We start from the raw sequence: 24,596 nt of genomic DNA on the forward strand, positions 1-24,596 counted from the left end.
CAAAACATTCTAGCAGACGAACGTTTGTTAGAATTCTCAAAGATTGAAAAATTCATTTTCCGATTGCTGGTTTCATCAGGTTTTGCGCCTTTTTGAAGCTAGCATTTTTTGTTTTTAAGCGTTCTATTTGACGTTCGTCCATTAGAATCCACCAAACGCCTTGTAGCAGAGGTTATTTGGGGAGAAAAAGTTTAGACTTTCAAAAACAAAAAAACGGAGGAAAAACAAATGAAAAAAGTTGCAAAATATGGAATCACCCTACTGTCTGTAGCTGTTTTAGGGGCAGTGACCCCACCGACAGTGGCCGCTGAGGATACTACTGCTCCCAGGGTTGACGCTCCGGCAGCTGAAACAGTAGCTCCTGCTGATCCGGTTAAGGAGCAACGAGTTAGAGTGAACCACTACGGAGTAAGTAAAGATGGTTCACGAACTATGCTCTCATACGAGAGTGTAGCCGTAAAGGAAGGAGGAGATGCCTATACGGTAGCTCCGAAAAACTTTGCGGGGTGGACTTTTGACCATGCTGTAAGAAATAAGTCTCTAGGGAAAGCCTCAGAGGTAGAAACTCCGTATCAATTTAGATACGGAGATGATGGAGGAAACTTCTTCCATCTGTTCTATAAGCCGCAGCCAGATCTAAAACCAACTCCACAGCCTAACCCTAATCCTACGCCAGACCCAACTCCGCAACCGGATCCAACCCCAACTCCGCAACCAAAGCCAGAGCCAGAACCACAGCCCGACCCTAAACCGGCGCCACAACCTGGCGATGATAATAAGGGCGGACAAGCTAAACCTAACGACAACGGCAAAGGTGACGGCAAGGCCGAAAATCCAGCAGATAACCAAAAACCTGCGGATAAAGGCGCCACAAAACAGCCAGAAGGTGAAAAACCTGCTGACAACAGCAAAGCTTCAGACCAAAGCAAGAAGTCTGAAACTGTGAAACCTAAAGCGACGGAAGACAAAAAAGAAGAGACTAAAAATAAGCTCCCAAATACTGGCGAAGCCGTTTCTAGCCTAGGATTCCTAGGCGTAGGACTCCTTTCTAGTTTAGGTTTAACTAAGAAACGCTATAAAGGGAGACACGAACGTCACTAATATCTAAAGTTTTGAAATGGTTATTATAGATAAATAAAATCTGTTTATAGTCTTATAAGGACTTATTTGATAATAATACATTTAAAAAGACGGTTATTTTTGAACCGTCTTTTTATTTAGTTTACCTATAAGATGTGTGAACTCAGATTACTTTTAGACTGCTGAGTGTCAGACTATCTAAAACCAGCCTTTTCTTCCATATGATTGCTCTAGGTTCAATCTTTTAACATTTCATTTTTGATTTTTAAATCGTTCAACATCACGAGCAATAACCAATTCTTCATCCGTTGGAATAACCAGCACTCGAACCTTGGAATCTGGCATTGAAATATCTCCATAGTTACCAAAAACATTCTTTTCTGGGTCAAGTTCACAACCAAACCAAGAAATTCCCTCAATAACTAATCGACGAATCGTCACAGAATTCTCACCAATTCCAGCGGTAAAGATAATGGCGTCTGCTCCGTTTAAAACAGCCAGATACTGACCAATATATTTTTGAATACGATCAACAAAGATGTCATTCGCCAACTGTGCTTTGGCATCACCAGCGCGCATAGCGGCATGAATATCACGCATGTCGCTGGATTTCTCAGATACCCCTAAGAGACCTGACTCACGATTTAAAATACGATTAATATCTTCCGGCGTATTCAAATCCTCTGTATGCTCCATCAGATAAGGAATAATCGCTGGATCAATATCCCCTGTGCGAGTTCCCATCATCACGCCACCTAGCGGAGTAAAGCCCATTGAAGTGTCAACAGATTGACCACCTTTGACTGCTGTAATAGAAGCACCATTCCCAATATGGCAAGTAATTAGTTTCAGATCTTCAAGCGGCTTGCCAAGCACTTTAGCGGCTTCCTTGGCAACATACTGATGACTTGTTCCATGCGCACCATATTTACGCACTTTGTTTTCAGTATAATATTTAGTTGGCAATGGATAACGGTAAGCTTTTTCAGGCATTGTTGTATGAAATGACGTATCAAACACAACGACACTTGTAATGTCTGGCAACAATTCTTTAAATGCACGAATTCCTGCTGCATTTGCTTTGTTATGAAGTGGTGCAAGAAGCGCTAATTCTTCTACTTTTTGAATCACTTCTTCGCTATCCACAAGTGCAGATTCTTTAAAATATTCACCACCTGCAACGACACGATGACCGACACCTGTGATTTCATCATAGGCTTTAATAATATCAAAGCGCATTAGATCATCTAACAAAATTTTAACAGCTTGTGTGTGGTCATCAATATCTAAAATTTGTTTCTCCGCACGACCATCAAATTTGACGGTTGAAATGGAATCTTTGAGACCAATTCGCTCAATTAACCCCTTAGCGATGACCTTTTCAGCTGGCATTTCGTATAATTGCCATTTTAGACTAGAACTTCCGGCATTGATTGAAATTGTTTTTGACATAAATTACCTCTTTTAAGCGTTTTCATTTATTATATCAAAAACTTGTTTAAATTTCACTTTCTTGGCTCCAATTTTGAAACTTTTCGCTAAATGTCAATAAATCCGCTTGATTCTGCAAATCAGATAAAGCATAAACAAATGGTTGGACAGCTTGTTCATCTTGCTTTTTCAGTACAAAAATTGTTTTAGCGTATGCTGCATTTCCAAAAAGAGACTCTGGTAACGCAATCATTGCAACTATTTGTGCATGCTTCTGCAACCAATTTTTTAATAAATCACTTTGTGTGCTAGTCAGTAAATCATTTGGTGCAAGGAAAATAGCATAACCATCCGATTTGAGATACTTGAGCGATTGTTCCATTAACAAATGATGAGCATAAGTATGCTCCTGTCTACTAGCCACTTCATAGCGCGTCGCAATGTTATCATCAGGATAAAAGCCAACTGGTAAATCACTGATAATCACATCGCTTTCTTTCAATACTTGCGGGCGCACCGCATCACCTTGCACAAAACTAACTTTTGCATCCATCACATCTGCGATACTGGCTGATATATCAATTAGCAGATCGTCCAATTCCAGTCCTAGATAATCCACGTTTTTATTTGTATTATTAAGAATGGTTTCTGCCAAATTTCCCATTCCACTACCAATTTCCAACACATCAATATGTTCTTTATTACTCAATTGGTCAATGAGAAATGTTAGGATAAACCCGATAAAATCTGGAGTAAATTGGTGATTAGCTTGCAAAGGCTCTGTTTGAGCCGCTTTCATCAGCAAAAATTGGTATGCTCGTCGCCATTCTTCTTTATCTAATTTCAAAGATTTAAGTGTTTCATTATTTTTTTTGACAATAGCTAGCTCTGTATTTCCATCCAGATAAACCCCATTTTGCTCGACCAAAGCATCATAAAAATTCGTCAAAAGAGTATTTTGGAGCTCCTGGACATTCTCTAACAAAAGCGAATAAGCCTGTTCTATTTTTTCAAAATTCATAGTATCCTCCGCTCCCTATCATACCAAAATTTATCTCTTTTTGCGAGCGAGTCCTCAGTTGCTCACATCTAGTTCTATTCTCACTTATTCGTCTAAATTGTCATTGGTTTGATTGGAATGCATAAGTGGGAAGCGAAATTGATAACGGCGACCAGTGTTCATTGTTACTGTCAGGATGAACTCTTTCTCATCTTTCTGATCTTGCACATACCCCTGTTCAAAATTCCTTTGTTTAGGATTTTCATTTGCTACAGCTGCCATTGCATAAGCCTGTATTCGCTCTCGGTTTAGGGTGAAATTCCTGTGATTTGCAGTTTGCCGATGAAGGTAAAATTGCAAAAGTAAGCTAAAGACGGCTGTTATAAAAAGGGCATAGAGCATAATACCTGCTTTAACTCTTTGTTTCCACACGATAGACGAACTCCCTTTCCAATCCTCGCTTAAATGTCATTCTGATATGAATCAGCTCATTTTTCTGTGAGATTTCTGCTTTTTTCACATTATAAATCATAGGCTGATAGCCTTTCCCATTTGCATTGGTTTTTCTGAAATCTTGTCCACTTGACTTTCCAAATGCAATCGTCTTACCGTCCTGCTTCATGTATAAACGATTATTCTCCACTTTTTCAAATGAAGAACGAATCAATTCCGCTTCTAATTGATGGGCAAACAAAAGCCATTCTCGTTGTTCACTGTGTTGTCGAGCTCGGACCTCCGAAGCCAGAAGACGCGTCATCGATTGAAATAATAGCACACTCCCGCTGATTACAAAGAGGGCAACCAGAGCCTCTAAAAGTGTAAAAGCTTTCACTTTATTTGCCTTGAACACCGACAATCAGCTCCTTCCCATGATAAATCTGGATGCCTTGTTGACTTTTTTCAACACGAACTTCAATACCGTTTATTGTTAAATGGCTTTGCTTTGTTTGTAATGCCATATTAGCCACTCTTAGAACTTCTTCTTTTTTTAGTAAATCATTTTCTGTCTGTCGAGACTGATGGATCTGCCCCAATAACAAGGTCACAATAAACGCAAAAACAGCCAATGCCAATAAAGCTTCTAATAAAATCGTTCCTCTAACGCATTGTTTTCTTAAATTTTCCATTTCCTAGATATAATTGATACGTAATTGTTTGCTTATTTGTCTGAAAGACAACCTTTCCGAGCGAGGAATTGCCGCCTGCCCTGTCAAAATGAAGTGTCAGGCCTTCCGGAGCCTGAATCGAGCGAGGAACTGCCAAATGGCTGTAACCATTGGAAATCCTCTCGCGAGAAAAATTCATGTCCAACTGACTTTGAGCTGCACTACTCAACTTCTGACTTTCCCGATAAAAATGCTCAAACTCTAGAAAGAAAATTTGCTGTTCTACTTGCTCAAACGATGAACGTACTGAACCTGATACAGCAAGCAATAAGAGACTCGTCATAAATAAGGTCAGCAAACTTTCCAAAAGCGTAAAACCTTTAATCTGCAACTGTACGAGCTTCTTTTGTATGTTTTGCATAATAAGCCTTGTATGATGCTGCTTGCTTGTCTGTAATAGTTCCTTCACTGACTAATTTTGAAAGCGTCGCTTTTTCATTAGTATGATTCACTTCAAAAAGCTCTGCCTGACTTTCGACAACCTTCACAACAGCTGCATTTCCTTTTTCCGTTACAGCTTCTTTTTGTTTGGTCAAATTCGGAACAAACAAAAGCATCAAAATACTGATGATTAGAAGCACCACTAACATTTCCACCAAAGTGAAAGCTTTTACCTTTATATTTTTAATTTTTTTCATAATTGAACCTCCATATTTTGATAAATTGGCAGCAACATGGCTGCATACAATAAAACAATAACCAGTGCCACAAAAACAAAGACAAGCGGCTGCACTAAGTTCATAGCCTGATTGATCCGACTAAAAAACTTCTCCCACGTTTTTTGAGCATAAACTTCTAATTCACACCCTAATTTGGATTTCACTTCACCGTATTCAATTATCAAACCCAATTCCTTTTTAAAAAACGGGTAGTGTTTAACCACTTGGGAAAATTCCTGACCATTTTGCAGCGCAACTTCTAAGTCTTTTCCAATTTCTTGAAACATAGCAGAGCGTTGCCCTTGCATCATCTGAAAAATCTGACTGAGTTCTAAACCTTGACCAATCATATTTCCCCATTCGCGCGCATAATAAGCTGTCAAATACGCTTGAATAAAAGTTCCACAAAAAGGAAGTCGAGCCAAGAAGCTAAACACTACTATTTTTGAGCTTTTTCTAAACCAATAAAAACCTATCGCTAACAAAACAAGGACTACTCCTAATGAACCCAGAAAAATTTGCGGCAACTGACTAATCAGCTGCGTTGCAATATTTTGGCGTTCTAACTGCGGAAGTAAATAATTGCGCAGCCCTAACATAATGAATACTAAAAAAATAAGTAAAATGAATGGATAAGTGGCTACCTCAATTAACTTTTTCTTGACTTTTGAGACATTTTCCAAGTATTCCTCAATCTTAGTCAGGCTGAGTGAGAGATTCCCATGTAGCTCTGCCAGTGAAAGCTGGGTGACAACACTATCTGAAAATCCTAAACTAGCCATAATTTCTGAAAAAGGTTTTCCTGTTGCTAAACCCTCTTTCATCTTTTCTACATAGGTTTTTTCTAGCAGGGCACTCCGCTTCAAAAAATCAATCATTTCTGCTAAATGAAAGCCACTAGAAAAAAGATTATTCAGCAACTCTACGACTTTTTTCTGCCTACCTATGGATAATTTTTTCCGTTTCTGCCTGCTCAAAAGTGATATGTCCTGCTGCATAAAGCTGATCAATCTGCTTATTCCAGTCACTTGGCTCATGCTCTTGATACCTTTCACTGACAAAATCCACTATTCCTCCTTTCGCAATTAACCGTTGGTAGCAAATTCCTTGCAAAACAATTTTCAGCTCTGCTTCTGTCACTCCCAACTCCAGCAACCGTTCATAGACACCTCGTACGCTTTTAGCATGAATAGTTGAAAAAACAGTCACTCCCGTTAAGCTAGCTCGAACAACTGCCCGTGCTGTCTCCGCATCACGAATCTCTCCGATAATCAATAAATCCGGTCGATGCCGAAGAGAAAGTTTTATCAAACTTTCATAAGTTAAACCAATCGCTTCGTTCAGCTGCAGCTGTAACATCCCTGCTTGTTTGATTTCAACCGGATCTTCAATTGACATGATTTGCTGATCGGCAAAACGCTCTTGAGCCAACTGGTGCATGAGAGTAGTTTTACCACTTCCTACTGGTCCTGAAAAAAGGTAAAGCCCTCGCTGTTTGAAACGTTCTTTCAACTCCGGAATTTGAGCAAACCAAAACTTCAGCTCTGCTTCTTCATCATGCAATAGACGAATCACCAGGCTTTCATATCCACGGTAATCCCCTACTGTTGACAACCGTAGCGACGTTTTCCTGTCACTATATTGATAATCACAAGAGCCCAGCTGACTGCGACGTTTTTCTCCCACATTCATCCCAGCAGTAAACTTGAAATGACTGATTACAGCAGCTAGCTCTTCAAATTCATAATTGCGTATAAAACGGCGTTCATCTCCAATTCGCATATACAACTCGTAAACATTTTCCTTCGGAACAAAATAAATGTCCTGTGCTCGTTCTTCCTTAGCCTGACAAATAATAGCCTGTGCAATGTTTTGAACCATATCTCCTCCTCACTTTATATTATTCGCAGAAGAAAATAAAAAAATGATGAAAAATCACCATTTTGTAAATTATTTAAACGTTAGAGAGCAAGCACGATGTTTCTCTTCACTATTTTGTTTATTATAGCCCGGTCTCCATTTCTCTTTAGGAATGACACCATCATTTTCCAATAAAGCGAGAGAATGGTATTGCTGGACAGAATCACTACATTCTTCACACCAGCGCAAATCTTCTGCATCCCAAAAAATGGACATTAAATCACTTCGACTTTTATAGAAAGGAAAAGCAGCTACCAACTTCAGCCATTGGCGTTTATAATATTTTAAAGCAGCATAATAGTTATCAAAATGCTGTACTGATACGATATTAGCTTCCCAGCCATCGAAAAACCACCACGGTTCATCTTTGCCATACATTTCAATCACACAATACACCTGCTTCACCTCCCTTTGTTCTGTTTATTATATCGGAAATGCTAAATTTTTTAAACAGATATGCTCCATTATACAAGTTTTTCGCCATTTGCTCAAAAATGTAGAAAAAGTGGCATTATTTTGATTAGTACTTTTTCATTCATCAAATAAGAAAACGAGACTCTTCTTAAGCCTCATTTCCAATTTATTAATACAAATCAAGATAATTATCTACTTCCCATTGGGAAACAAAGGTTGCATAACTTGCCCATTCAATGCGTTTGGCTTCTACAAAACTTGTATAGATATGACTACCCAGTGCATTTTTTACAACTTCATCTTCTGTTAGTGCCTTCACCGCATTATGCAGAGTAGATGGAAGATCCGTAATACCTGCTTCTTTGCGTTCTTCTGCTGTCATCACATAGATATTTTCTTCAATTGGATCAGGAGCCTCAATTTTATTTTCAATCCCATGAAGTCCAACTTCAAGAAGGACAGCCATAGCAATATAAGGGTTCGCCATTGGGTCAACCGAACGCAATTCCAAACGAGTCCCCATACCGCGTGAAGCTGGCACACGAACAAGCGGAGAACGGTTCCGTCCAGCCCAAGCAATATAAACAGGCGCTTCATATCCCGGAACCAGACGTTTGTATGAGTTAACAGTTGGGTTCATAATCGCTGTATAATTGTAGGCATGTTTAATCAAGCCACCAAGAAAATAATAAGCTGTTTGTGATAATTGCATACCGTTTGGATCTGCTGGATCAAAAAATGCATTTTGACCATCTTGATCAAAAAGTGACATATTACAATGCATACCTGAACCTGCAATACCAAATTTTGGTTTTGCCATGAACGTTGCGTACAGACCATGCTTACGAGCAATTGTTTTAACAACCAGTTTAAACAACTGAATCTTATCACAGGCACGAAGTACTTCATCATATTTGAAGTCAATTTCATGCTGGCCAATAGCTACTTCATGATGACTAGCTTCTACTTCAAATCCCATTGTTGTAAGGACATTAACGATTTCACGGCGAGTATTGTCAGCCAGGTCAGTTGGCGCCAAATCAAAATAACCACCCTTATCATTTACCTCAAGAGTTGGATCACCATTTTCATCCAATTTGAAGAGGAAAAATTCTGGCTCAGGACCAAGATTGAAAGATTTGAAACCAAGCTCTTCCATGTGTCTCAAAGCACGCTTCAAGTTTCCACGCGGATCCCCTTTAAAGGGAGTTCCTTCTGTTGTATAAACATCGCAAATTAGTCCTGCGACACTACCATTTTCATCTCCCCAAGGGAAAACAGTCCATGTATCCAAGTCAGGATAAAGGTACATATCTGATTCATTGATACGCACAAAACCCTCGATAGAAGAACCATCGAACATCACTTTGTTGGACAAAACTTTATTCAGCTGTTCATCTGTCGCCGGAATTTCGACATTTTTCATCGTTCCCAAAACATCCGAAAACATCAAACGGATAAAGGTAACATTTTTTTCTTTCACTTCGCGACGAATGTCAGCTACTGTAATTGGCATGAGTACCTCCTTATGAAATTTTTAAAAATTGATGTTGGTCAATGCATACGACCAAATGGTGGAAGGGAAGAAGCAAAGCGCCCTTGTTGCAAAATATCGTTATGAAGGGCTCGACGAACGTCTTTCTCGCTCACTGGCTTTTTATATCTCGCTTCACGCTCAGCATATTTCCGTTTAATAGCAGCAATATTGTAACCTTCTGAAATGTAATCTTTAATCTCTAACAAGCGATCCATATCATTTAATGAATACATGCGGCGATTTCCTTCATTTCGATCAGGTTTAATCAATTCTTGATCTTCATAATAACGAATCTGACGTGCTGTCAAATCCGTCAATTTCATAACGCTACCAATGGGAAAAACAGCCATATTGCGACGAAATTCCTTTTCCTTCATTGCAAATTCCTTTCTCATGCTCTATTATAGTCCGAAAAATTTTTCCTGTCAAGAATGTATGTTAGGTTTCCTGACATCACTTCTTGTTTTTTAATATCAAAAATTTTCTCAATCGATTTATATCAGAATTGACTAACATGGCAATAAATACCCCCATAAAGGTTTCAAATACCCGTGCAAATACATACAAAATTGTCTCTCCTGTTGGAATTGATAGGGTAATAATCAGCATAGCAGAAACACCACCAATCACTCCTGCCTTATTGTTCATAGCAACATTTGTCATAATGGTTAACATCGTACAAATCGGAACGAGAAGCAAGGTTACCCAAAACTGATCATGAAAAAGCTGATTGATAAGAAAGAAGAACAAAGCATACAAACCGCCAATACTGTTTCCTAAGATACGAGATGTTCCAAAATGAACACTCTTATCAAAATCCTCTCGCAAACTAAAAACAGCTGTTAAAGCGCCAATCTGTAGCCCTTTCCAACCCAAAAATCCAAAAATTAAAAGGACAATAAAAACAGCGATTCCTGTTTTAAAAGTCCGCATTCCTAATTTAAATTTCGATTTATCAAATTTGTACTTTTTAAAATAACCCATTCATACATTTCCTTTTACCTTTATTCTAACATATTTTAGAGAAATTTTGAGGAAAAGAATGATGGTTTCCAAACAGGTCTGTCAAAGCTTTCCTATACATTTTTTTAGAGAAACTTCACAGACATCTTCTACTTGACCATCACTTCCTATCTTTATCAGTTTTAATCCCGTCAGGATTCCTGAGACAGATGGATAATGAGCAAAACAGTGAAGGTAAAGCAGAGCCCATTTTTTCTTTTGGAACTCGGTTGGCTAATGTCACATGCGGAACCCAGTTTTCAAGAAGATAGGAGGAAGATTGGTCTACATAACTTGCAATCTTTTTATGTAACTCTGCATGAAATGCAGTTAATTCTGACGTTTTAACAGGATTGAGTGTAACAATGGAAGAACCTAGAAAGGACGAAATAGAGCTAAAGTTCAAACATACAGCTGACTAATCTTCGCCATCTCTTCCGAGATTAGCTGGATATCAGCCAAATCTACTTTTTCAAGAGACGAAAAAGTCAAATGTGGTTCCCGATCGACTACTTCATAAGTGTAGTTTGATAGACTATTGACACTCAAACTGCGCCAAATAGAGCGGACTCGTTCTTGGCTATACCTATCTAGAGCTCCTATAATAGTATACATATCGTTTCTCTGTAAAAGAAAAAGTGGTTGAACCACCTTTTCTCTATTATTTTTTTGTTCTAGCCTTACTTTTCAGTCAATGCTGCAAGACCTGGGAGTACCTTTCCTTCAAGAAGTTCCATAGATGCACCACCACCGCGTCACAAATACTTTCACTAACACAAAAAGGTGAACAAGCCACCTTTTTGTTATCATTTCAGTTTTGCTCCTTTTTCTCCAAAATCAGGATTTTGGAGAGACTAACGGGCTAAAACTTATTTTTCAGTAAGAGCTGCAAGACCTGGAAGAACTTTACCTTCCAACAATTCCATAGACGCGCCTCCGCCCGTACTAATCCATGAGAATTTATCTGCACGACCAAGGTTGATAGCTGCGGCAGCTGAGTCGCCACCACCGATAATTGATTTAACGCCTGGTTGTTTAACGATAGCGTCCATTACACCGATTGTACCAGCTTGGAAATCAGGATTTTCAAAGACGCCCATAGGTCCGTTCCAAACAACTGTTTTAGCACCAGTTAATTCTTGGTCAAATTTAGCGATTGATTTAGGACCGATATCCAAACCAAGGAAGCCAGGGTCTACTGCTTCACCTTCAGTATTTTTCACTTCAGTGTAGTCAGCAAATGCGTTTGCTTCTTTAGAGTCAACTGGCAAAATGAGTTTCCCATTTGATTTTTCAAGAAGAGCTCTAGCAACATCGAGTTTGTCTTCTTCTACAAGTGAGTTACCGATTTCGATGCCTTGTGCTTTGTAGAATGTGTAAGTCATCCCACCACCGATAAGAACTTTATCCGCTTTTTCAAGAAGATTTTCGATAACACCGATCTTATCAGAGACCTTTGAACCACCAAGAATGGCTACGAATGGACGAACTGGATTTTCAACAGCTTCTTTGATATAAGCAATTTCGTTTTCAAGAAGGAAACCAGCAACAGCTTTGTCCACATTAGCTGAGATACCAACGTTAGATGCATGTGCACGGTGAGCTGTACCGAATGCGTCGTTTACGAAGATACCATCTCCAAGTGATGCCCAGTATTTACCAAGTTCTGGATCATTTTTAGATTCTTTTTTACCATCAACATCTTCAAAACGAGTGTTTTCAACAAGAAGAACTTCGCCGTCTTTAAGAGCATTAATAGCTGTTTCAAGTTTTTCACCACGGGTAACACCGGGGAAGATAACTTCTTGACCAAGTTTTGCAGACAAATCTGCTGCTACTGGAGCAAGTGATTTTCCTTCCTTATCAGCTTCTTCTTTCACACGCCCAAGGTGAGAGAAGAGAACAGCACGTCCACCATGTTCGATGATATATTTAATTGTTGGCAAAGCCGCAGTAATACGGTTGTCATTAGTGATAACGCCATCTTTCAAAGGTACGTTAAAGTCAACACGAACGAGAACTTTCTTTCCCTTCAAATCAACGTCTTTAACAGTCAATTTAGCCATTTAATCAGACTCCTTATTATTTTTTGTACATGATAATTATATCACAAAAGCGATTAAAAAGGTAGCAAAATCAGACACTTTTCCTGTCTTATTGACAAAGCTCTATCAGCACACTACAATAAAGATAAAAAGAAAAAATCATATGAAACAAACATTATCTATCGTCCAAAAGAAAGTTGACCAAGATTTAAACATCATTGCCATCTTGACTATTCTTCCGCTTATCGGATATCTATTTTTCCAACAAGAAATAACTGATTTCACCCATCAGTCATCGTTTCCCATTTGGCTTCGCCTTCTCTTTCTCGCAATGTGTCAGTTTGGTGCAGCTGGTCTAGGGACTAGTGTCGTTCTGATTCGTCGCAAAGAAAGCTGGAAAGAATATGGATTGGTTACTAAACATTTTCTCCCGTCCTGCGTCCAAACTGCAATCACCTGTCTTCCTTTGCTGCTTTTCCTCATCATTACAGGACAAGTTCACACCTACCTCCCATTTCAATCAATCTCCTTAACGAAAGAAATTCTTGCTAGTTCTTTTCCGACAAACATCTTAGGTTACTTGCTCATTTCTCTTATCTGGGGATTCTGGGAAGGTTTTAATTATGTTGTAATTTCTAGGAAAATCAATCTTCGCTATCCACGTCAAAATAAGAAAATTGACCTTGGTGCCCTCATTTGTGCTTTGATTTGCCTCCTTGTTCATGGAATGATTGGCTTGGATGCGACTTCTCTATTTGAAGCAATCGCCGTATTCATTCTCATTTATGGCATGCTGGTCATTCAGAAACGGACTGGGAATGCATGGAGTTGTATTCTCATCTTTTGCTTCTTTTGGAATGCATTTTAATACTAGCCAAAAATCTAATTTTGACGGCCCCTTTTTACACTTGAATCAAAATTAAAATGCGATATATTCGCTATGCAAAGTTAGCTAAATTTGAAAATTACCAGAGAATTTTTCATAAAATTCTAAACCTAACAAAAAGAGTCGAAGATTTCGACTCTTTTTTATTATTTTGCTGGTGTGGTTTCTTCCACAGTTTCTGTTGCCGTTGTATCTTCGATAATTTCAACTTCATTGACAGCTTGCGGCTCAAGATTACGGTAGCGTGCCATACCTGTACCAGCTGGAATGATTTTACCAATGATAACATTTTCCTTTAGACCAAGCAAGTGATCTTTCTTACCACGGATAGCCGCATCAGTCAGAACACGAGTGGTTTCTTGGAAAGAGGCAGCTGATAAGAAACTGTTGGTTTCCAGAGAAGCCTTGGTAATTCCCATAAGAACAGGACGAGCTGTTGCAGGAACACCACCTGAGATAACTACATCTCGGTTAGCATCGGTAAAGTCTGTAATATCCATGAGTGTGCCCATAAGAAGATCAGTATCTCCCGGATCCATGATGCGCACCTTACGAATCATTTGGCGAACCATTACTTCAATATGCTTGTCACCGATTTCTACCCCTTGACTGCGGTAAACTTTTTGCACTTCAGCTAGCAGGTAAGTCTCAACAGACAAGACATCACGAACAGCCAATAAATGTTTCGGTTGGATAGAACCTTCTGTTAATGCTGCCCCGCGAGAAACTTGGTCACCTACAGCCACTTTCATACGAGCTGTAAATGGTACAACGTATTCTCCTTCACCGGTTGCACCCTTGACAAAGACTTTCTTAGTCCGAGTGGAAGCATCTTCTTCAATCGCAGTGACTTCACCTTTAACTTCTGTGATGACTGCTTCCCCTTTTGGATTACGGGCTTCAAAGATTTCTTGAACCCGAGGAAGCCCCTGAGTAATATCAGTATTAGAAGCAACACCACCCGTATGGAAAGTCCGCATAGTCAATTGTGTACCAGGTTCACCGATAGATTGGGCAGCAATGGTTCCAACTGCTTCCCCAACTTCAACAGCGTCGCCCGTTGCCAAGTTGATACCATAACAGCGACGGCAAACGCCATGACGTGTATTACATGTAAAGACAGAACGGATAGTAACTTCTTCGATACCAGCGTTGATAATTTCATGCGCTACATCTTCTGTAATCAATACATCTGGACCAACGATGACTTCACCTGTTTCAGGATGTTTAACCGATTTTTTCGTATAACGACCAATTAAGCGTTCTTCTAGTGGCTCTATCATTTCCTTACCATCAGTAATAGAGCGAATCACAAGACCGCGATCTGTACCACAGTCATCCTCACGAATGATAACGTCTTGGGCAACGTCAACTAGACGACGAGTCAAGTAACCTGAGTCAGCTGTCTTAAGGGCTGTATCAGTCATCCCTTTACGCGCTCCGTGAGTTGAGAAGAACATTTCCAGAACAGACAAACCTTCACGGAAGTTAGACAAGATTGGCAACTCCATGATACGTCCATTTGGCGCAGCCATCAAACCACGCATACCGGCAAGTTGCGAGAAGTTAGAGATGTTACCACGGGCTCCAGAGTCCATCATCATAACGATTGGGTTCTTCGGATCTTGGTTAGCAACCAAGCGTTTTTCCAATTTTTCACGAGCAGCACGCCATTCTGCAGTAACCGCGTTATAGCGCTCATCGTCTGTAATCATCCCACGACGGAATTGTTTCGTGATTTGTTCAACACGTTTATGTGACTCTTCGATAATTTCTGCCTTATCTTCAACGACTGGAATATCGGCAATCCCTACTGTCAAACCAGCAAGCGTTGAATGATGATAGCCGAGATCTTTCAGACGGTCTAGAAAAGCAGACGTTTCAGTTGTACGGAAACGTTTGAAGATCTCAGCAATGATATTCCCGAGATTTTTCTTCTTAAATGGTACGTTTAATTCAAGTTTACTGATGGCTTCTTTGACATCTTGACCAGGTTCTAAGAAGTATTTAGCTGGCACACCTTCTGCTATGTTTGAGGCAACTGGTTCTTGCAAATACGGCAATTCATCTGGCATGATGTCATTGAAAAGAATCTTACCAACTGTTGTCAAAAGAATCTTGTGTTTTTGATCTTCCATCCATGGTTTGTTCAAACTATCAGTCGCAATCCCAACGCGTGTATGTAAATGCACATAACCATTCCGAAGAGCCATTACAGCTTCATCACGATCTTTAAAGACCATACCTTCACCTTCACGACCGGCTTCTTCCATCGTTAGGTAGTAGTTCCCTAAGACCATATCTTGTGACGGTGTTACGACTGGCTTACCGTCTTTTGGATTGAGGATGTGCTCAGCAGCTAGCATAAGAATCCGTGCTTCTGCCTGAGCTTCTTCCGACAATGGTACGTGAATAGCCATTTGGTCTCCGTCAAAGTCGGCATTGTAGGCCTCACACACAAGCGGGTGCAAACGAAGAGCTTTCCCGTCAATTAAGACTGGCTCAAATGCTTGAATTCCTAATCTGTGAAGTGTCGGTGCGCGGTTAAGGAGTACCGGGTGTTCTTTAATGACATCCTCTAAGATATCCCAAATACGTTCATCACTGCGTTCCACCAAGCGTTTAGCAGCTTTCACGTTTTGCACAATATCACGCGCTACAATTTCACGCATAACAAATGGTTTGAAAAGCTCAATTGCCATTTCGCGCGGCACACCACATTGGTACATTTTGAGGGTTGGACCTACCGCAATAACCGAACGTCCTGAGAAGTCAACCCGTTTTCCGAGCAAGTTTTGACGGAAACGACCTTGTTTTCCTTTAAGCATGTGGCTCAATGATTTGAGCGGGCGGCTACCTGGTCCAGTAATTGGACGACCACGACGACCGTTGTCAATCAACGCATCAACCGCTTCTTGCAACATCCGCTTTTCATTTTGCACGATGATTCCAGGAGCATTCAGCTCTAAAAGACGTGCCAAACGATTGTTCCGATTGATAACACGACGGTAAAGATCATTCAAGTCAGAGGAAGCAAAGCGTCCACCATCCAGCTGAAGCATTGGACGTAAGTCTGGCGGAATAACTGGCAAGATGTTTAAGACCATCCATTCTGGTTTGTTACCAGATTTTTGGAAAGCATCTAAAACATCTAAGCGGCGTATCGCTTTGACGCGCTTTTGCCCAGTTGCAGTTTTTAATTCTTCTTTGAGGGCTGCAATTTCTTTTTCCAAATCTACTTGTTTCAAGAGATCTTGGATAGCTTCAGCACCCATTTTTGCAACAAATGATCCTGAACCGTATTCCCGCAAGCGTTCACGATATTCCCGCTCCGTCATAATAGATTTGTGCTCAAGTGGCGTATCTTTTGGATCAATTACCACATAAGCTGCAAAATAAATGACTTCTTCAAGAGCACGAGGACTCATATCCAATGTCAAGCCCATGCGACTCGGAATCCCTTTAAAATACCAAATATGAGAAACAGGAGCCTTTAACTCAATATGTCCCATACGCTCACGACGCACTTTTGTACGAGTGACTTCAACACCACAACGGTCACAAATGATTCCTTTATAACGAATCCGTTTATACTTTCCACACGCACATTCCCAATCTTTCGTAGGACCAAAGATGACTTCATCAAAAAGTCCTTCACGTTCTGGCTTTAGTGTACGGTAGTTAATTGTTTCAGGTTTCTTCACTTCCCCATAAGACCAAGAGCGGACTTTACTAGGTGAAGCTAGGGTGATTTGCATACTTTGAAAACGATTTACATCAACCACTATTTCTTACCTTTCTTTATTATCTATTGAATCAGTTCTTATTCTTTTCCTTCAGCTTCAAAAGCTGCTCTCGCTTCTTGAGCTGCCTTTTCACGCGCTTTTTCAAGGTCATCTACGTGAATCACATCGTCATCCATGCCTTCATCCAAGTCACGAAGTTCTACTTCATTGTCATCTTCATCTAGGACGCGCATGTCAAGACCAAGTGACTGCAATTCTTTCACAAGAACACGGAAAGATTCTGGCACGCCTGGTTTTGGAATTGGTTTACCTTTAGTAATAGCTTCATAAGCTCTCAAACGACCATTGATATCATCTGACTTGTAGGTCAAGATTTCTTGAAGGACGTTAGAAGCACCGTAAGCTTCCAAAGCCCAAACTTCCATTTCTCCAAAACGTTGTCCACCGAATTGAGCTTTACCACCAAGTGGTTGCTGTGTAACGGTTGAATAAGGACCAACTGAACGGGCATGAAGCTTATCATCGACCATGTGGTGCAATTTAATCATATACATGACACCGACAGATACACGGTTGTCAAACGGCTCGCCCGTACGACCATCATAAAGAATCGTCTTGGCATCGCTATCCATGCCTGCTTCACGAACAGTATCCCAAAGGTCATCTGAGCTTGCTCCGTCAAATACTGGCGTTGCTATGTGGATACCAAGGTTGCGAGCAGCCATACCAAGGTGAAGCTCCATAACCTGTCCGATATTCATACGTGATGGCACCCCAAGTGGGTTCAACATGATGTCTACTGGTGTTCCGTCTGGAAGATAAGGCATATCCTCAACTGGAACGATACGGGAAACAACACCTTTATTTCCGTGGCGTCCGGCCATCTTATCCCCAACGCGGATCTTTCGTTTTTGAGCAATGTAAACACGCACCAACATGTTGACACCAGATTGCAATTCATCACCGTTCGCACGAGTAAAGATTTTCACATCACGGACAACCCCAGCACCACCATGTGGTACACGAAGAGATGTGTCACGTACTTCACGAGATTTATCACCGAAAATTGCATGAAGCAGGCGTTCTTCAGCGGATAAGTCTTTTTCACCTTTCGGCGTTACTTTACCGACAAGAATGTCGCCCTCTTTCACCTCAGCACCAATGCGGATAATTCCCATTTCGTCAAGGTCTCTTAGCGCATCTTCCCCAACGTTTGGAATTTCGCGCGTAATTTCTTCAGGACCAAGCTTTGTATCACGTGTTTCTGATTCAAATTCTTCCAAGTGAACAGAGGTATAAACGTCATCTTTTACTAGACGTTCACTCATGATAACGGCATCTTCAAAGTTGTAACCTTCCCATGTCATATAAGCAACGATTGGATTTTGTCCAAGCGCCATTTCGCCTTTTTCCATAGAAGGTCCGTCTGCAATAAAATCGCCTTTTTCAACCGTATCGCCAACTTTCACCAGCGTACGTTGGTTGTAAGAAGTACCAGAGTTTGAACGGCGGAATTTCGTAATATGATAGACATCAAGCGAACCGTCTTCACGACGAACTTCAACTTTGGCAGCATCAGAATATACAACTTTACCATCGTGTTGTGCAATAATCGCCGCACCAGAATCGTGAGCTGCTTGGTATTCCATTCCAGTTCCAACGTATGGTGCATGCGGATCAATCAACGGTACTGCTTGACGTTGCATGTTGGCACCCATGAGGGCACGGTTTGAGTCGTCATTTTCAAGGAACGGGATACATGCTGTCGCAACGGCAACTACCTGTTTAGGCGACACATCCATGAAATCCACCTGATCTGAAGGAAATTCTTGGTTATTCCCTTGGTGACGTCCCATAACAATCGCTTCTGCAAAACGCCCGTCTTCTGTTAATTTAGAATTTGCTTGAGCAACGATGTATTCATCTTCTTCATCCGCTGTTAACCAGACGATTTCATTGGTGACCAGACCTGTTTCACGATCCACTTTACGGTAAGGCGTTTGGATAAAGCCATATTTATTCAAATGTCCATAAGAAGACAAGTTATTGATCAAACCAATATTTGGTCCTTCAGGTGTTTCAATCGGACACATACGACCATAGTGGGTATAGTGCACGTCACGCACTTCGTATCCTGCACGGTCACGTGTTAAACCACCAGGTCCTAAGGCAGATAAACGACGCTTGTGAGACAACTCAGACAGTGGATTGTGTTGATCCATAAATTGAGACAATTGAGAGGAACCAAAGAATTCTTTGATAGCTGCTGTAACTGGGCGTATGTTAATGATTTGTTGCGGAGTCAGTACTTCGTTATCTTGCACGCTCATGCGTTCACGCACATTGCGCTCCATGCGAGAAAGTCCAAGACGCACTTGGTTAGCAAGCAATTCACCTACCGCACGAATCCGACGATTTCCCAAGTGGTCAATATCATCCACACGGCCGATGCCTTCTGCTAAGTTGAGGAAGTAGCTCATCTCAGCCAAGATATCCGCTGGTGTAATCGTATGAACCCGATCACCTGGATTAGCATTCCCAATAATAGTTACCACGCGATCTGGATCAGTTGGTGCCACGACTTTGAATTTTTGAAGAACGACTGGATCTGTCAATACAGCTGCATCATTTGGAATATAAGTGATTTTATTCAAATCTCCATCCAAATAGTCTGCAATACTATCAATGACACTACGCGTCATAACTGTTCCGGCTTCTACTAAGATTTCTCCTGTTTCTGGGTCAACCAAAGGTTCTGCAATTGTTTGATTTAACAAACGTGTTTTGATATTTAATTTTTTATTAATCTTGTAACGACCAACTGCCGCCAAGTCATAACGATGTGGATCAAAGAAACGAGCAACCAACAGACTACGTGAGCTATCCGCTGTCTTAGGCTCACCTGGACGAAGGCGTTCATAGATTTCTTTCAGCGCTTCATCTGTACGTGAATCCATCGGATTTTTGTGGATATCTTTTTCAATCGTGTTGCGAACGAGATCGCTATCACCGAAAATATCAAAGATTTCATCATCACCAGAGAAACCAAGTGCACGAACAAGCGTTGTAAATGGAATTTTACGAGTGCGGTCAATCCGAGTGTAGGCAATATCTTTTGAGTCCGTTTCCAACTCTAACCAAGCTCCACGGTTTGGAATGACGGTTGAACCATACCCAACCTTCCCATTTTTGTCTACTTTATCATTGAAGTAAACACCTGGAGAACGAACGAGCTGTGATACGATAATCCGCTCACCACCGTTGATGATAAACGTTCCCATTTCTGTCATGATTGGAAAATCGCCAAAGAAGACCTCTTGCGTCTTGATTTCGCCGGTTTCTTTATTGATTAAACGGAACGTCACAAAAATAGGCGCAGAATAGCTGGCATCGTGAATCCGTGCTTCTTCTAAAGTGTATTTGGATTCTTTGATTTCATAACCAACAAACTCCAAATCCATAGTGTCTGTAAAGTTTGAAATAGGAAGTACATCTTCAAATACTTCTTTCAAACCATGGTCAAGAAAATCTTTGAACGAATCCGTCTGGATTTCAATCAAATTTGGTAAATCAAGAACTTCCTTGATTCTTGAAAAACTACGACGAGTACGGTGTTTCCCGTATTGAACTTCATGTCCTGCCAAGTTTTTTACTCCTTCTTCTTTCTACATTCTCTATTACATGATAGAGTAGCAATTTCATTTGTCCTTTCTGATAAATTTTCAGAATCTTTAAGTTTTGATAACAAACGATGAAAATCCCAAAAATAGGCACAAAAAGAGCAGCTAAATCTGACTCTAAAAGTATGATTTAACTGCTGTGAGCTTTATATGGACAATATTTCAAATAAAGCAGACGACAAATTATTAATAATATTATACCCTATTTTACTCTGCTTTTCAAGTTTCTTTAGTTATGAAAGTGTTTTTATTTTAACGTCCACCTAAAAGTGCTGCCCAAGCTTTTTGATAATCACTATCTGTTCCACCGATTCCAAATTTATAGGTGGTCATCGGAGCGCCATTTTTCGCCCAGTAACTAGTAACCGTCTGACCAGTCAGGCTCATGCTACGACCGTTGACTGTGACTGTTCCAGCTCGTTCACCTGTTGCTTTGAGAACATTGGACTTAATCACGCTTGAATCCAAATTGAACTTATCACCAACTCCCCAAATATTTGGATCAGCTTGATGAATTGCATTCACCAAGTGAGCCATATACTGAGCATTGTTGTTGTAACCCGTCAAAGGTGCCATTGAAGCATTATTGTCATGACCGATCCAGCCACCCAACGTTAATTTTGGAGTGGATACCATAAGCCACATATCTCCATTGCTGTTGGTTGTACCCGTTTTTCCTATCCAATCAGCATTAGCCAAGCCACTATTAATCTGTGCTAAACGAGATTTGAAAGTCGTCGTAGCACCTGAACTCAACACTCCACGCATAAGGCTTTGCATAATCGTTGCTGCGGCCTTGGAATAAACTTGAACAGGTTTAGCTTTATGTTCATATACAACTTTCCCATTCTTTGCCGTAATCTTTTCAATCATATAGCGCTCTTGATAAGCCCCATTATTGGCTAAAGTTTGAAAACCATTGGTATGCTGAGCAACAGATACTTCAACCCCACCGCCCATTGGCAAACTTTCAATATCGTAATTTTCAATTTGATAGCCCATTTTTTCCATATAACCTCGAACATTGACCCCTTTGTCACGAAGCAATTTATAGGTCCAATAAGCTGGAATGTTCCAAGAAGTATTTAAAGCCTCCTGCAAATCCATCATAGCCGTACCACGACTATCTACGTGCATAATGGGCTCGCCGCTAGAGAAATTCGCCGGATAATTAGACAGCATACTGGCACTGCCCATCAGGCCTTGGTCAATGGCTATGCCATAAGCTAAAATCGGTTTAATGGTTGAGCCTGGTGAGCGCTCCGTATCAAAAGCGTGGTTGTTTTGATTGGAAGCATAATCACGTCCTCCTATAAAGCCCAAAACAGCACCCGTCCGATTGTCCATGAGAACATTTCCCGCTTCAACTGCACCTGTTCCATCATCTAACACACCACCAAAATTAGCAATCGCATTTTGCATAGCGTTGTGGATATTTTTGTTAATCGTTGTGGTAACAGTATAGCCACCCTCACTCAACTCTTTTGCAGCTAATTCTTTATAGGCTTTCACAGTTGCATCATTTTTCAATTCCTGTTGTGAAACATTGTCTCGCCTAATCAAGTATTCATACATTGCTTTTTGAGCTTCTTTCATCGCAACGTAATATAAATAATCATGCGAATTTTTTGAAGAGCGTTCGGCAGGCAGAAAATCCCGTTTCAAATCATAATCTTTATACAATTGGTACTCATCTTTATTAATCGCACCTGTTCGATACATATTGTAAATGACTTTTTTAGCACGGTTGAGTCCTAATGTCATGTCTTTAGCACTTTTCAGACTACCATCAGCTGCATAAGGAGAATAAACAATCGGGCTTTGTGGCAACCCCGCAATAAAAGCTGCTTGAGGTACTGTCAACTTGCTAGCAGGTACTCCAAAAATTCCTTGGGCTGCTTCTTCTACACCGGCAATATTTTGCCCTTTATTATTTCTTCCAAACGGGGCCACATTCAAATAAGTCGTTAAAATATCATCTTTGCTCATACAGCGTTCTAAAGCCAGTGCATCAATGATTTCTGTCGCTTTACGCTTGAAAGTTGGTGCATCACCAACAACTTGTTGTTTGATTAACTGCTGCGTTAAGGTAGAACCACCACTTGAGGAGCCAATCCCTGCAACAGAGCCTAGTGTTGCCCGCAAAACAGCTTTCGTAACAACCCCATGATGCTTGTGGAAATTTTCGTCTTCCGTAGCAATGACTGCTTTTTTTACATTAGCAGAAATAGATTTGCTAGCTACTGATACTCTTAGTAAATCACTATCAATTGCTGAAATTGAACTACCATCAGCATATTTTAATTCAGAAATAGCCGAGATGTCTTGGATTTTTTTGATGAGCTCTTCTTTTTTAGGAGTTTCAACCTTATCAAAGATTCTTGCACCATAACCCAATGCAATACCTCCACCAAACAAGCACCCTAAAAAAACAAGCACAAAAAAGACATTTGATAATAATTTCAGAGTACGAAGGACAGTTCCACCAATACTCAAAATTGTCCAGTTTTCCTTTTTATTTTTGCTAGGACGATCTGTTTGAAAAAGTTTCTCAAACAATTGTTGTATTTTTTCTAAAACTTGTTTAAACATTCTTTCTCCTTGGGCTTTCTGTGCCTATTATAGCAAATTTATGAAACTTCTGACAACAAGAAAGGCAAGCCTTGGCTGAAATCATTGTTTTTTTCATTATTTTTGCGATTTTACTATATTCTAGTGCTTGTTTGTGATACAATGTTACAATAACTAGAAATTTTATAAAGGAGAGACAGATATGCACATTTTTGATGAGCTAAAAGAACGTGGTTTGGTTTTTCAAACAACTGACGAAGAAGCATTGCGCAAAGCCCTAGCAGAAGGAAATGTTAGCTTTTATTCTGGTTATGACCCAACTGCTGATAGCTTACACCTTGGTCACCTTGTACCAATCCTTGTCATGAAACATTTACAGTTGGCTGGTCACAAACCCTATGCTCTCGTTGGCGGTGCAACTGGCTTAATTGGCGATCCATCATTTAAAGATACAGAACGGAGCTTACAAACAAAAGACACAGTTGAAGGTTGGGTCCGCAGCATTCAAGCACAAGTATCACGTTTTCTTGACTTTGAAAATGGCGACAACAAAGCTGAAATGGTCAACAACTACGACTGGTTCTCCGACATTAGCTTTATTGACTTTCTACGTGATGTTGGAAAATATTTCACTGTCAACTACATGATGAGTAAAGAATCTGTAAAAAAACGGATTGAAACAGGCATTTCGTATACCGAGTTTGCTTACCAGATTATGCAAGGCTATGACTTTTTTGAGTTAAATCGACAATACGATGTCACTTTGCAAATCGGTGGTTCAGATCAATGGGGCAATATGACTGCTGGTACAGAGTTACTTCGCCGCAAAGCAGATAAAACAGGCCATGTTATTACAGTGCCACTCATCACAGACGCAACTGGTAAGAAATTTGGTAAGTCAGAAGGCAATGCTGTATGGCTCAATGCCGATAAAACCAGTCCTTACGAAATGTATCAATTCTGGATGAATGTCATGGATGCAGATGCCGTGCGTTTCCTAAAAATCTTTACACTTCTTCCACTTGATGAAATCGAAGAAATCAGAAAACAATTTGAAGCAGCTCCCCACGAACGGTTGGCACAAAAAATCTTAGCACGAGAAGTGGTCACGCTTGTACATGGCGAAGAAGCCTACAAAGAAGCGCTCAACATCACCGAGCAGCTTTTTGCTGGAAATATTAAAAGTCTTTCTGTCAAAGAACTGAAACAAGGACTTCGCGGGGTGCCAAATTATCAAGTGAAAGTAGATGACAATCTCAATATCGTAGAAATGTTGGTAACAGCTGGCATTGTCAATTCTAAACGCCAAGCGCGTGAAGATGTTCAAAATGGCGCTATTTATGTCAATGGCGAACGTATTCAAGACCTTAACTATACATTAACGGATGCTGACAAATTAGAAAACGAACTAACTGTCATTCGTCGCGGTAAGAAAAAATATTTTGTTTTGACTTACTAG

General features: G+C 40.4%; 22 protein-coding genes. 3 read left to right on the forward strand and 19 right to left on the reverse strand.

The window, feature by feature from the left end; translation table 11 throughout:
- Positions 1-228 precede the first annotated feature (228 nt).
- Entirely contained in the window at positions 229-1,101 is an 873-nt protein-coding gene (locus HMPREF2542_RS09905; RefSeq protein ID WP_070484382.1) for an LPXTG cell wall anchor domain-containing protein, read from the forward strand.
- A gap of 231 nt (positions 1,102-1,332) precedes the next feature.
- Here HMPREF2542_RS09905 and HMPREF2542_RS03930 read toward each other — a convergent pair whose 3' ends face one another.
- From HMPREF2542_RS03930 to HMPREF2542_RS04005, 16 genes are all read right to left on the reverse strand, one after another.
- A complete protein-coding gene (locus HMPREF2542_RS03930; protein WP_003070781.1) occupies positions 1,333-2,532 on the reverse strand; it encodes an acetate kinase in 1,200 nt (399 codons plus the stop codon).
- A gap of 46 nt (positions 2,533-2,578) precedes the next feature.
- The gene (locus HMPREF2542_RS03935; protein WP_006269998.1) at positions 2,579-3,532 is read right to left on the reverse strand and encodes a class I SAM-dependent methyltransferase; all 954 of its coding nucleotides are present in this window, start codon (positions 3,530-3,532) and stop codon (positions 2,579-2,581) included.
- A gap of 84 nt (positions 3,533-3,616) precedes the next feature.
- Positions 3,617-3,943 (reverse strand): competence type IV pilus minor pilin ComGG, encoded by a 327-nt coding sequence (gene comGG, locus HMPREF2542_RS03940; protein WP_003070783.1) that lies wholly within the window; start codon positions 3,941-3,943, stop codon positions 3,617-3,619.
- The gene (gene comGF / locus HMPREF2542_RS03945) at positions 3,924-4,361 is read right to left on the reverse strand and encodes a competence type IV pilus minor pilin ComGF (RefSeq protein ID WP_003035329.1); all 438 of its coding nucleotides are present in this window, start codon (positions 4,359-4,361) and stop codon (positions 3,924-3,926) included. Before comGF ends, comGG begins: the two co-directional genes overlap by 20 nt.
- Entirely contained in the window at positions 4,345-4,638 is a 294-nt protein-coding gene (comGE, locus tag HMPREF2542_RS03950) for a competence type IV pilus minor pilin ComGE (RefSeq protein WP_006269989.1), read from the reverse strand. Before comGE ends, comGF begins: the two co-directional genes overlap by 17 nt.
- On the reverse strand, positions 4,610-5,038 hold the full coding sequence (gene comGD, locus HMPREF2542_RS03955; protein WP_049481489.1) for a competence type IV pilus minor pilin ComGD: 429 nt from the start codon (positions 5,036-5,038) through the stop codon (positions 4,610-4,612). The genes comGE and comGD overlap by 29 nt, the downstream gene beginning before the upstream one ends.
- Entirely contained in the window at positions 4,998-5,315 is a 318-nt protein-coding gene (gene comGC / locus HMPREF2542_RS03960) for a competence type IV pilus major pilin ComGC (RefSeq protein ID WP_058669912.1), read from the reverse strand. The genes comGD and comGC overlap by 41 nt, the downstream gene beginning before the upstream one ends.
- A complete protein-coding gene (comGB, locus tag HMPREF2542_RS03965) occupies positions 5,312-6,334 on the reverse strand; it encodes a competence type IV pilus assembly protein ComGB (protein ID WP_058669913.1) in 1,023 nt (340 codons plus the stop codon). Before comGB ends, comGC begins: the two co-directional genes overlap by 4 nt.
- Positions 6,276-7,217, reverse strand: coding sequence for a competence type IV pilus ATPase ComGA (comGA, locus tag HMPREF2542_RS03970; RefSeq protein ID WP_058669914.1), 942 nt, complete (start codon positions 7,215-7,217; stop codon positions 6,276-6,278). The genes comGB and comGA overlap by 59 nt, the downstream gene beginning before the upstream one ends.
- A 69-nt stretch (positions 7,218-7,286) precedes the next feature.
- Entirely contained in the window at positions 7,287-7,652 is a 366-nt protein-coding gene (locus tag HMPREF2542_RS03975; protein ID WP_058669915.1) for a DUF1033 family protein, read from the reverse strand.
- Between the two features lie 187 nt (positions 7,653-7,839).
- A complete protein-coding gene (gene glnA, locus HMPREF2542_RS03980; protein ID WP_003073975.1) occupies positions 7,840-9,186 on the reverse strand; it encodes a type I glutamate--ammonia ligase in 1,347 nt (448 codons plus the stop codon).
- Between the two features lie 38 nt (positions 9,187-9,224).
- Positions 9,225-9,584, reverse strand: coding sequence for a MerR family transcriptional regulator (locus tag HMPREF2542_RS03985; protein ID WP_003070793.1), 360 nt, complete (start codon positions 9,582-9,584; stop codon positions 9,225-9,227).
- A gap of 76 nt (positions 9,585-9,660) precedes the next feature.
- Positions 9,661-10,191, reverse strand: coding sequence for an FUSC family protein (locus HMPREF2542_RS03990; RefSeq protein WP_006269975.1), 531 nt, complete (start codon positions 10,189-10,191; stop codon positions 9,661-9,663).
- 139 nt (positions 10,192-10,330) lie between these two features.
- The gene (locus tag HMPREF2542_RS03995) at positions 10,331-10,615 is read right to left on the reverse strand and encodes a 2'-5' RNA ligase family protein (protein WP_006269982.1); all 285 of its coding nucleotides are present in this window, start codon (positions 10,613-10,615) and stop codon (positions 10,331-10,333) included.
- Positions 10,612-10,824 carry a hypothetical protein gene (locus tag HMPREF2542_RS04000; RefSeq protein WP_058669916.1) on the reverse strand — a complete coding sequence of 71 codons (213 nt, stop codon included), beginning with the start codon at positions 10,822-10,824 and terminating at the stop codon, positions 10,612-10,614. The genes HMPREF2542_RS03995 and HMPREF2542_RS04000 overlap by 4 nt, the downstream gene beginning before the upstream one ends.
- A 254-nt stretch (positions 10,825-11,078) precedes the next feature.
- Entirely contained in the window at positions 11,079-12,275 is a 1,197-nt protein-coding gene (locus HMPREF2542_RS04005) for a phosphoglycerate kinase (RefSeq protein ID WP_058669917.1), read from the reverse strand.
- Positions 12,276-12,417: 142 nt separating this feature from the next.
- Here HMPREF2542_RS04005 and HMPREF2542_RS04010 point away from each other — a divergent pair, with 142 nt between their 5' ends.
- Entirely contained in the window at positions 12,418-13,122 is a 705-nt protein-coding gene (locus HMPREF2542_RS04010; RefSeq protein WP_049481478.1) for a hypothetical protein, read from the forward strand.
- A gap of 164 nt (positions 13,123-13,286) precedes the next feature.
- Here HMPREF2542_RS04010 and rpoC read toward each other — a convergent pair whose 3' ends face one another.
- The 3 genes from rpoC to pbp1b all read right to left on the reverse strand — a co-directional run bounded on the left by rpoC (position 13,287) and on the right by pbp1b (position 23,158).
- Entirely contained in the window at positions 13,287-16,925 is a 3,639-nt protein-coding gene (gene rpoC / locus HMPREF2542_RS04015) for a DNA-directed RNA polymerase subunit beta' (protein WP_058669918.1), read from the reverse strand.
- 38 nt (positions 16,926-16,963) lie between these two features.
- Complete coding sequence (gene rpoB / locus HMPREF2542_RS04020; protein ID WP_006268060.1) at positions 16,964-20,530, reverse strand: DNA-directed RNA polymerase subunit beta; 3,567 nt, start codon at positions 20,528-20,530, stop codon at positions 16,964-16,966.
- A gap of 288 nt (positions 20,531-20,818) precedes the next feature.
- Positions 20,819-23,158, reverse strand: coding sequence for a penicillin-binding protein PBP1B (pbp1b, locus tag HMPREF2542_RS04025; RefSeq protein WP_058669919.1), 2,340 nt, complete (start codon positions 23,156-23,158; stop codon positions 20,819-20,821).
- 181 nt (positions 23,159-23,339) lie between these two features.
- Here pbp1b and tyrS point away from each other — a divergent pair, with 181 nt between their 5' ends.
- A complete protein-coding gene (gene tyrS / locus HMPREF2542_RS04030) occupies positions 23,340-24,596 on the forward strand; it encodes a tyrosine--tRNA ligase (RefSeq protein ID WP_058669920.1) in 1,257 nt (418 codons plus the stop codon).

The organism is Streptococcus sp. HMSC034B05, from assembly GCF_001809055.1.
Classification (GTDB): domain Bacteria; phylum Bacillota; class Bacilli; order Lactobacillales; family Streptococcaceae; genus Streptococcus; species Streptococcus constellatus.

What these genes read in the sequence shown, in the direction of transcription:
- HMPREF2542_RS09905 (WP_070484382.1), top strand. Translation starts at nt 229, where the DNA reads ATGAAAAAAGTTGCAAAATATGGAATCACCCTACTGTCTGTAGCTGTT.
- HMPREF2542_RS03930 (WP_003070781.1), bottom strand. Translation starts at nt 2,532, where the DNA reads ATGTCAAAAACAATTTCAATCAATGCCGGAAGTTCTAGTCTAAAATGG.
- HMPREF2542_RS03935 (WP_006269998.1), bottom strand. Translation starts at nt 3,532, where the DNA reads ATGAATTTTGAAAAAATAGAACAGGCTTATTCGCTTTTGTTAGAGAAT.
- comGE (WP_006269989.1), bottom strand. Translation starts at nt 4,638, where the DNA reads ATGGAAAATTTAAGAAAACAATGCGTTAGAGGAACGATTTTATTAGAA.
- comGD (WP_049481489.1), bottom strand. Translation starts at nt 5,038, where the DNA reads ATGCAAAACATACAAAAGAAGCTCGTACAGTTGCAGATTAAAGGTTTT.
- comGC (WP_058669912.1), bottom strand. Translation starts at nt 5,315, where the DNA reads ATGAAAAAAATTAAAAATATAAAGGTAAAAGCTTTCACTTTGGTGGAA.
- comGB (WP_058669913.1), bottom strand. Translation starts at nt 6,334, where the DNA reads ATGCAGCAGGACATATCACTTTTGAGCAGGCAGAAACGGAAAAAATTA.
- comGA (WP_058669914.1), bottom strand. Translation starts at nt 7,217, where the DNA reads ATGGTTCAAAACATTGCACAGGCTATTATTTGTCAGGCTAAGGAAGAA.
- glnA (WP_003073975.1), bottom strand. Translation starts at nt 9,186, where the DNA reads ATGCCAATTACAGTAGCTGACATTCGTCGCGAAGTGAAAGAAAAAAAT.
- HMPREF2542_RS03985 (WP_003070793.1), bottom strand. Translation starts at nt 9,584, where the DNA reads ATGAAGGAAAAGGAATTTCGTCGCAATATGGCTGTTTTTCCCATTGGT.
- HMPREF2542_RS03990 (WP_006269975.1), bottom strand. Translation starts at nt 10,191, where the DNA reads ATGGGTTATTTTAAAAAGTACAAATTTGATAAATCGAAATTTAAATTA.
- HMPREF2542_RS04000 (WP_058669916.1), bottom strand. Translation starts at nt 10,824, where the DNA reads ATGTATACTATTATAGGAGCTCTAGATAGGTATAGCCAAGAACGAGTC.
- HMPREF2542_RS04005 (WP_058669917.1), bottom strand. Translation starts at nt 12,275, where the DNA reads ATGGCTAAATTGACTGTTAAAGACGTTGATTTGAAGGGAAAGAAAGTT.
- HMPREF2542_RS04010 (WP_049481478.1), top strand. Translation starts at nt 12,418, where the DNA reads ATGAAACAAACATTATCTATCGTCCAAAAGAAAGTTGACCAAGATTTA.
- pbp1b (WP_058669919.1), bottom strand. Translation starts at nt 23,158, where the DNA reads ATGTTTAAACAAGTTTTAGAAAAAATACAACAATTGTTTGAGAAACTT.
- tyrS (WP_058669920.1), top strand. Translation starts at nt 23,340, where the DNA reads ATGCACATTTTTGATGAGCTAAAAGAACGTGGTTTGGTTTTTCAAACA.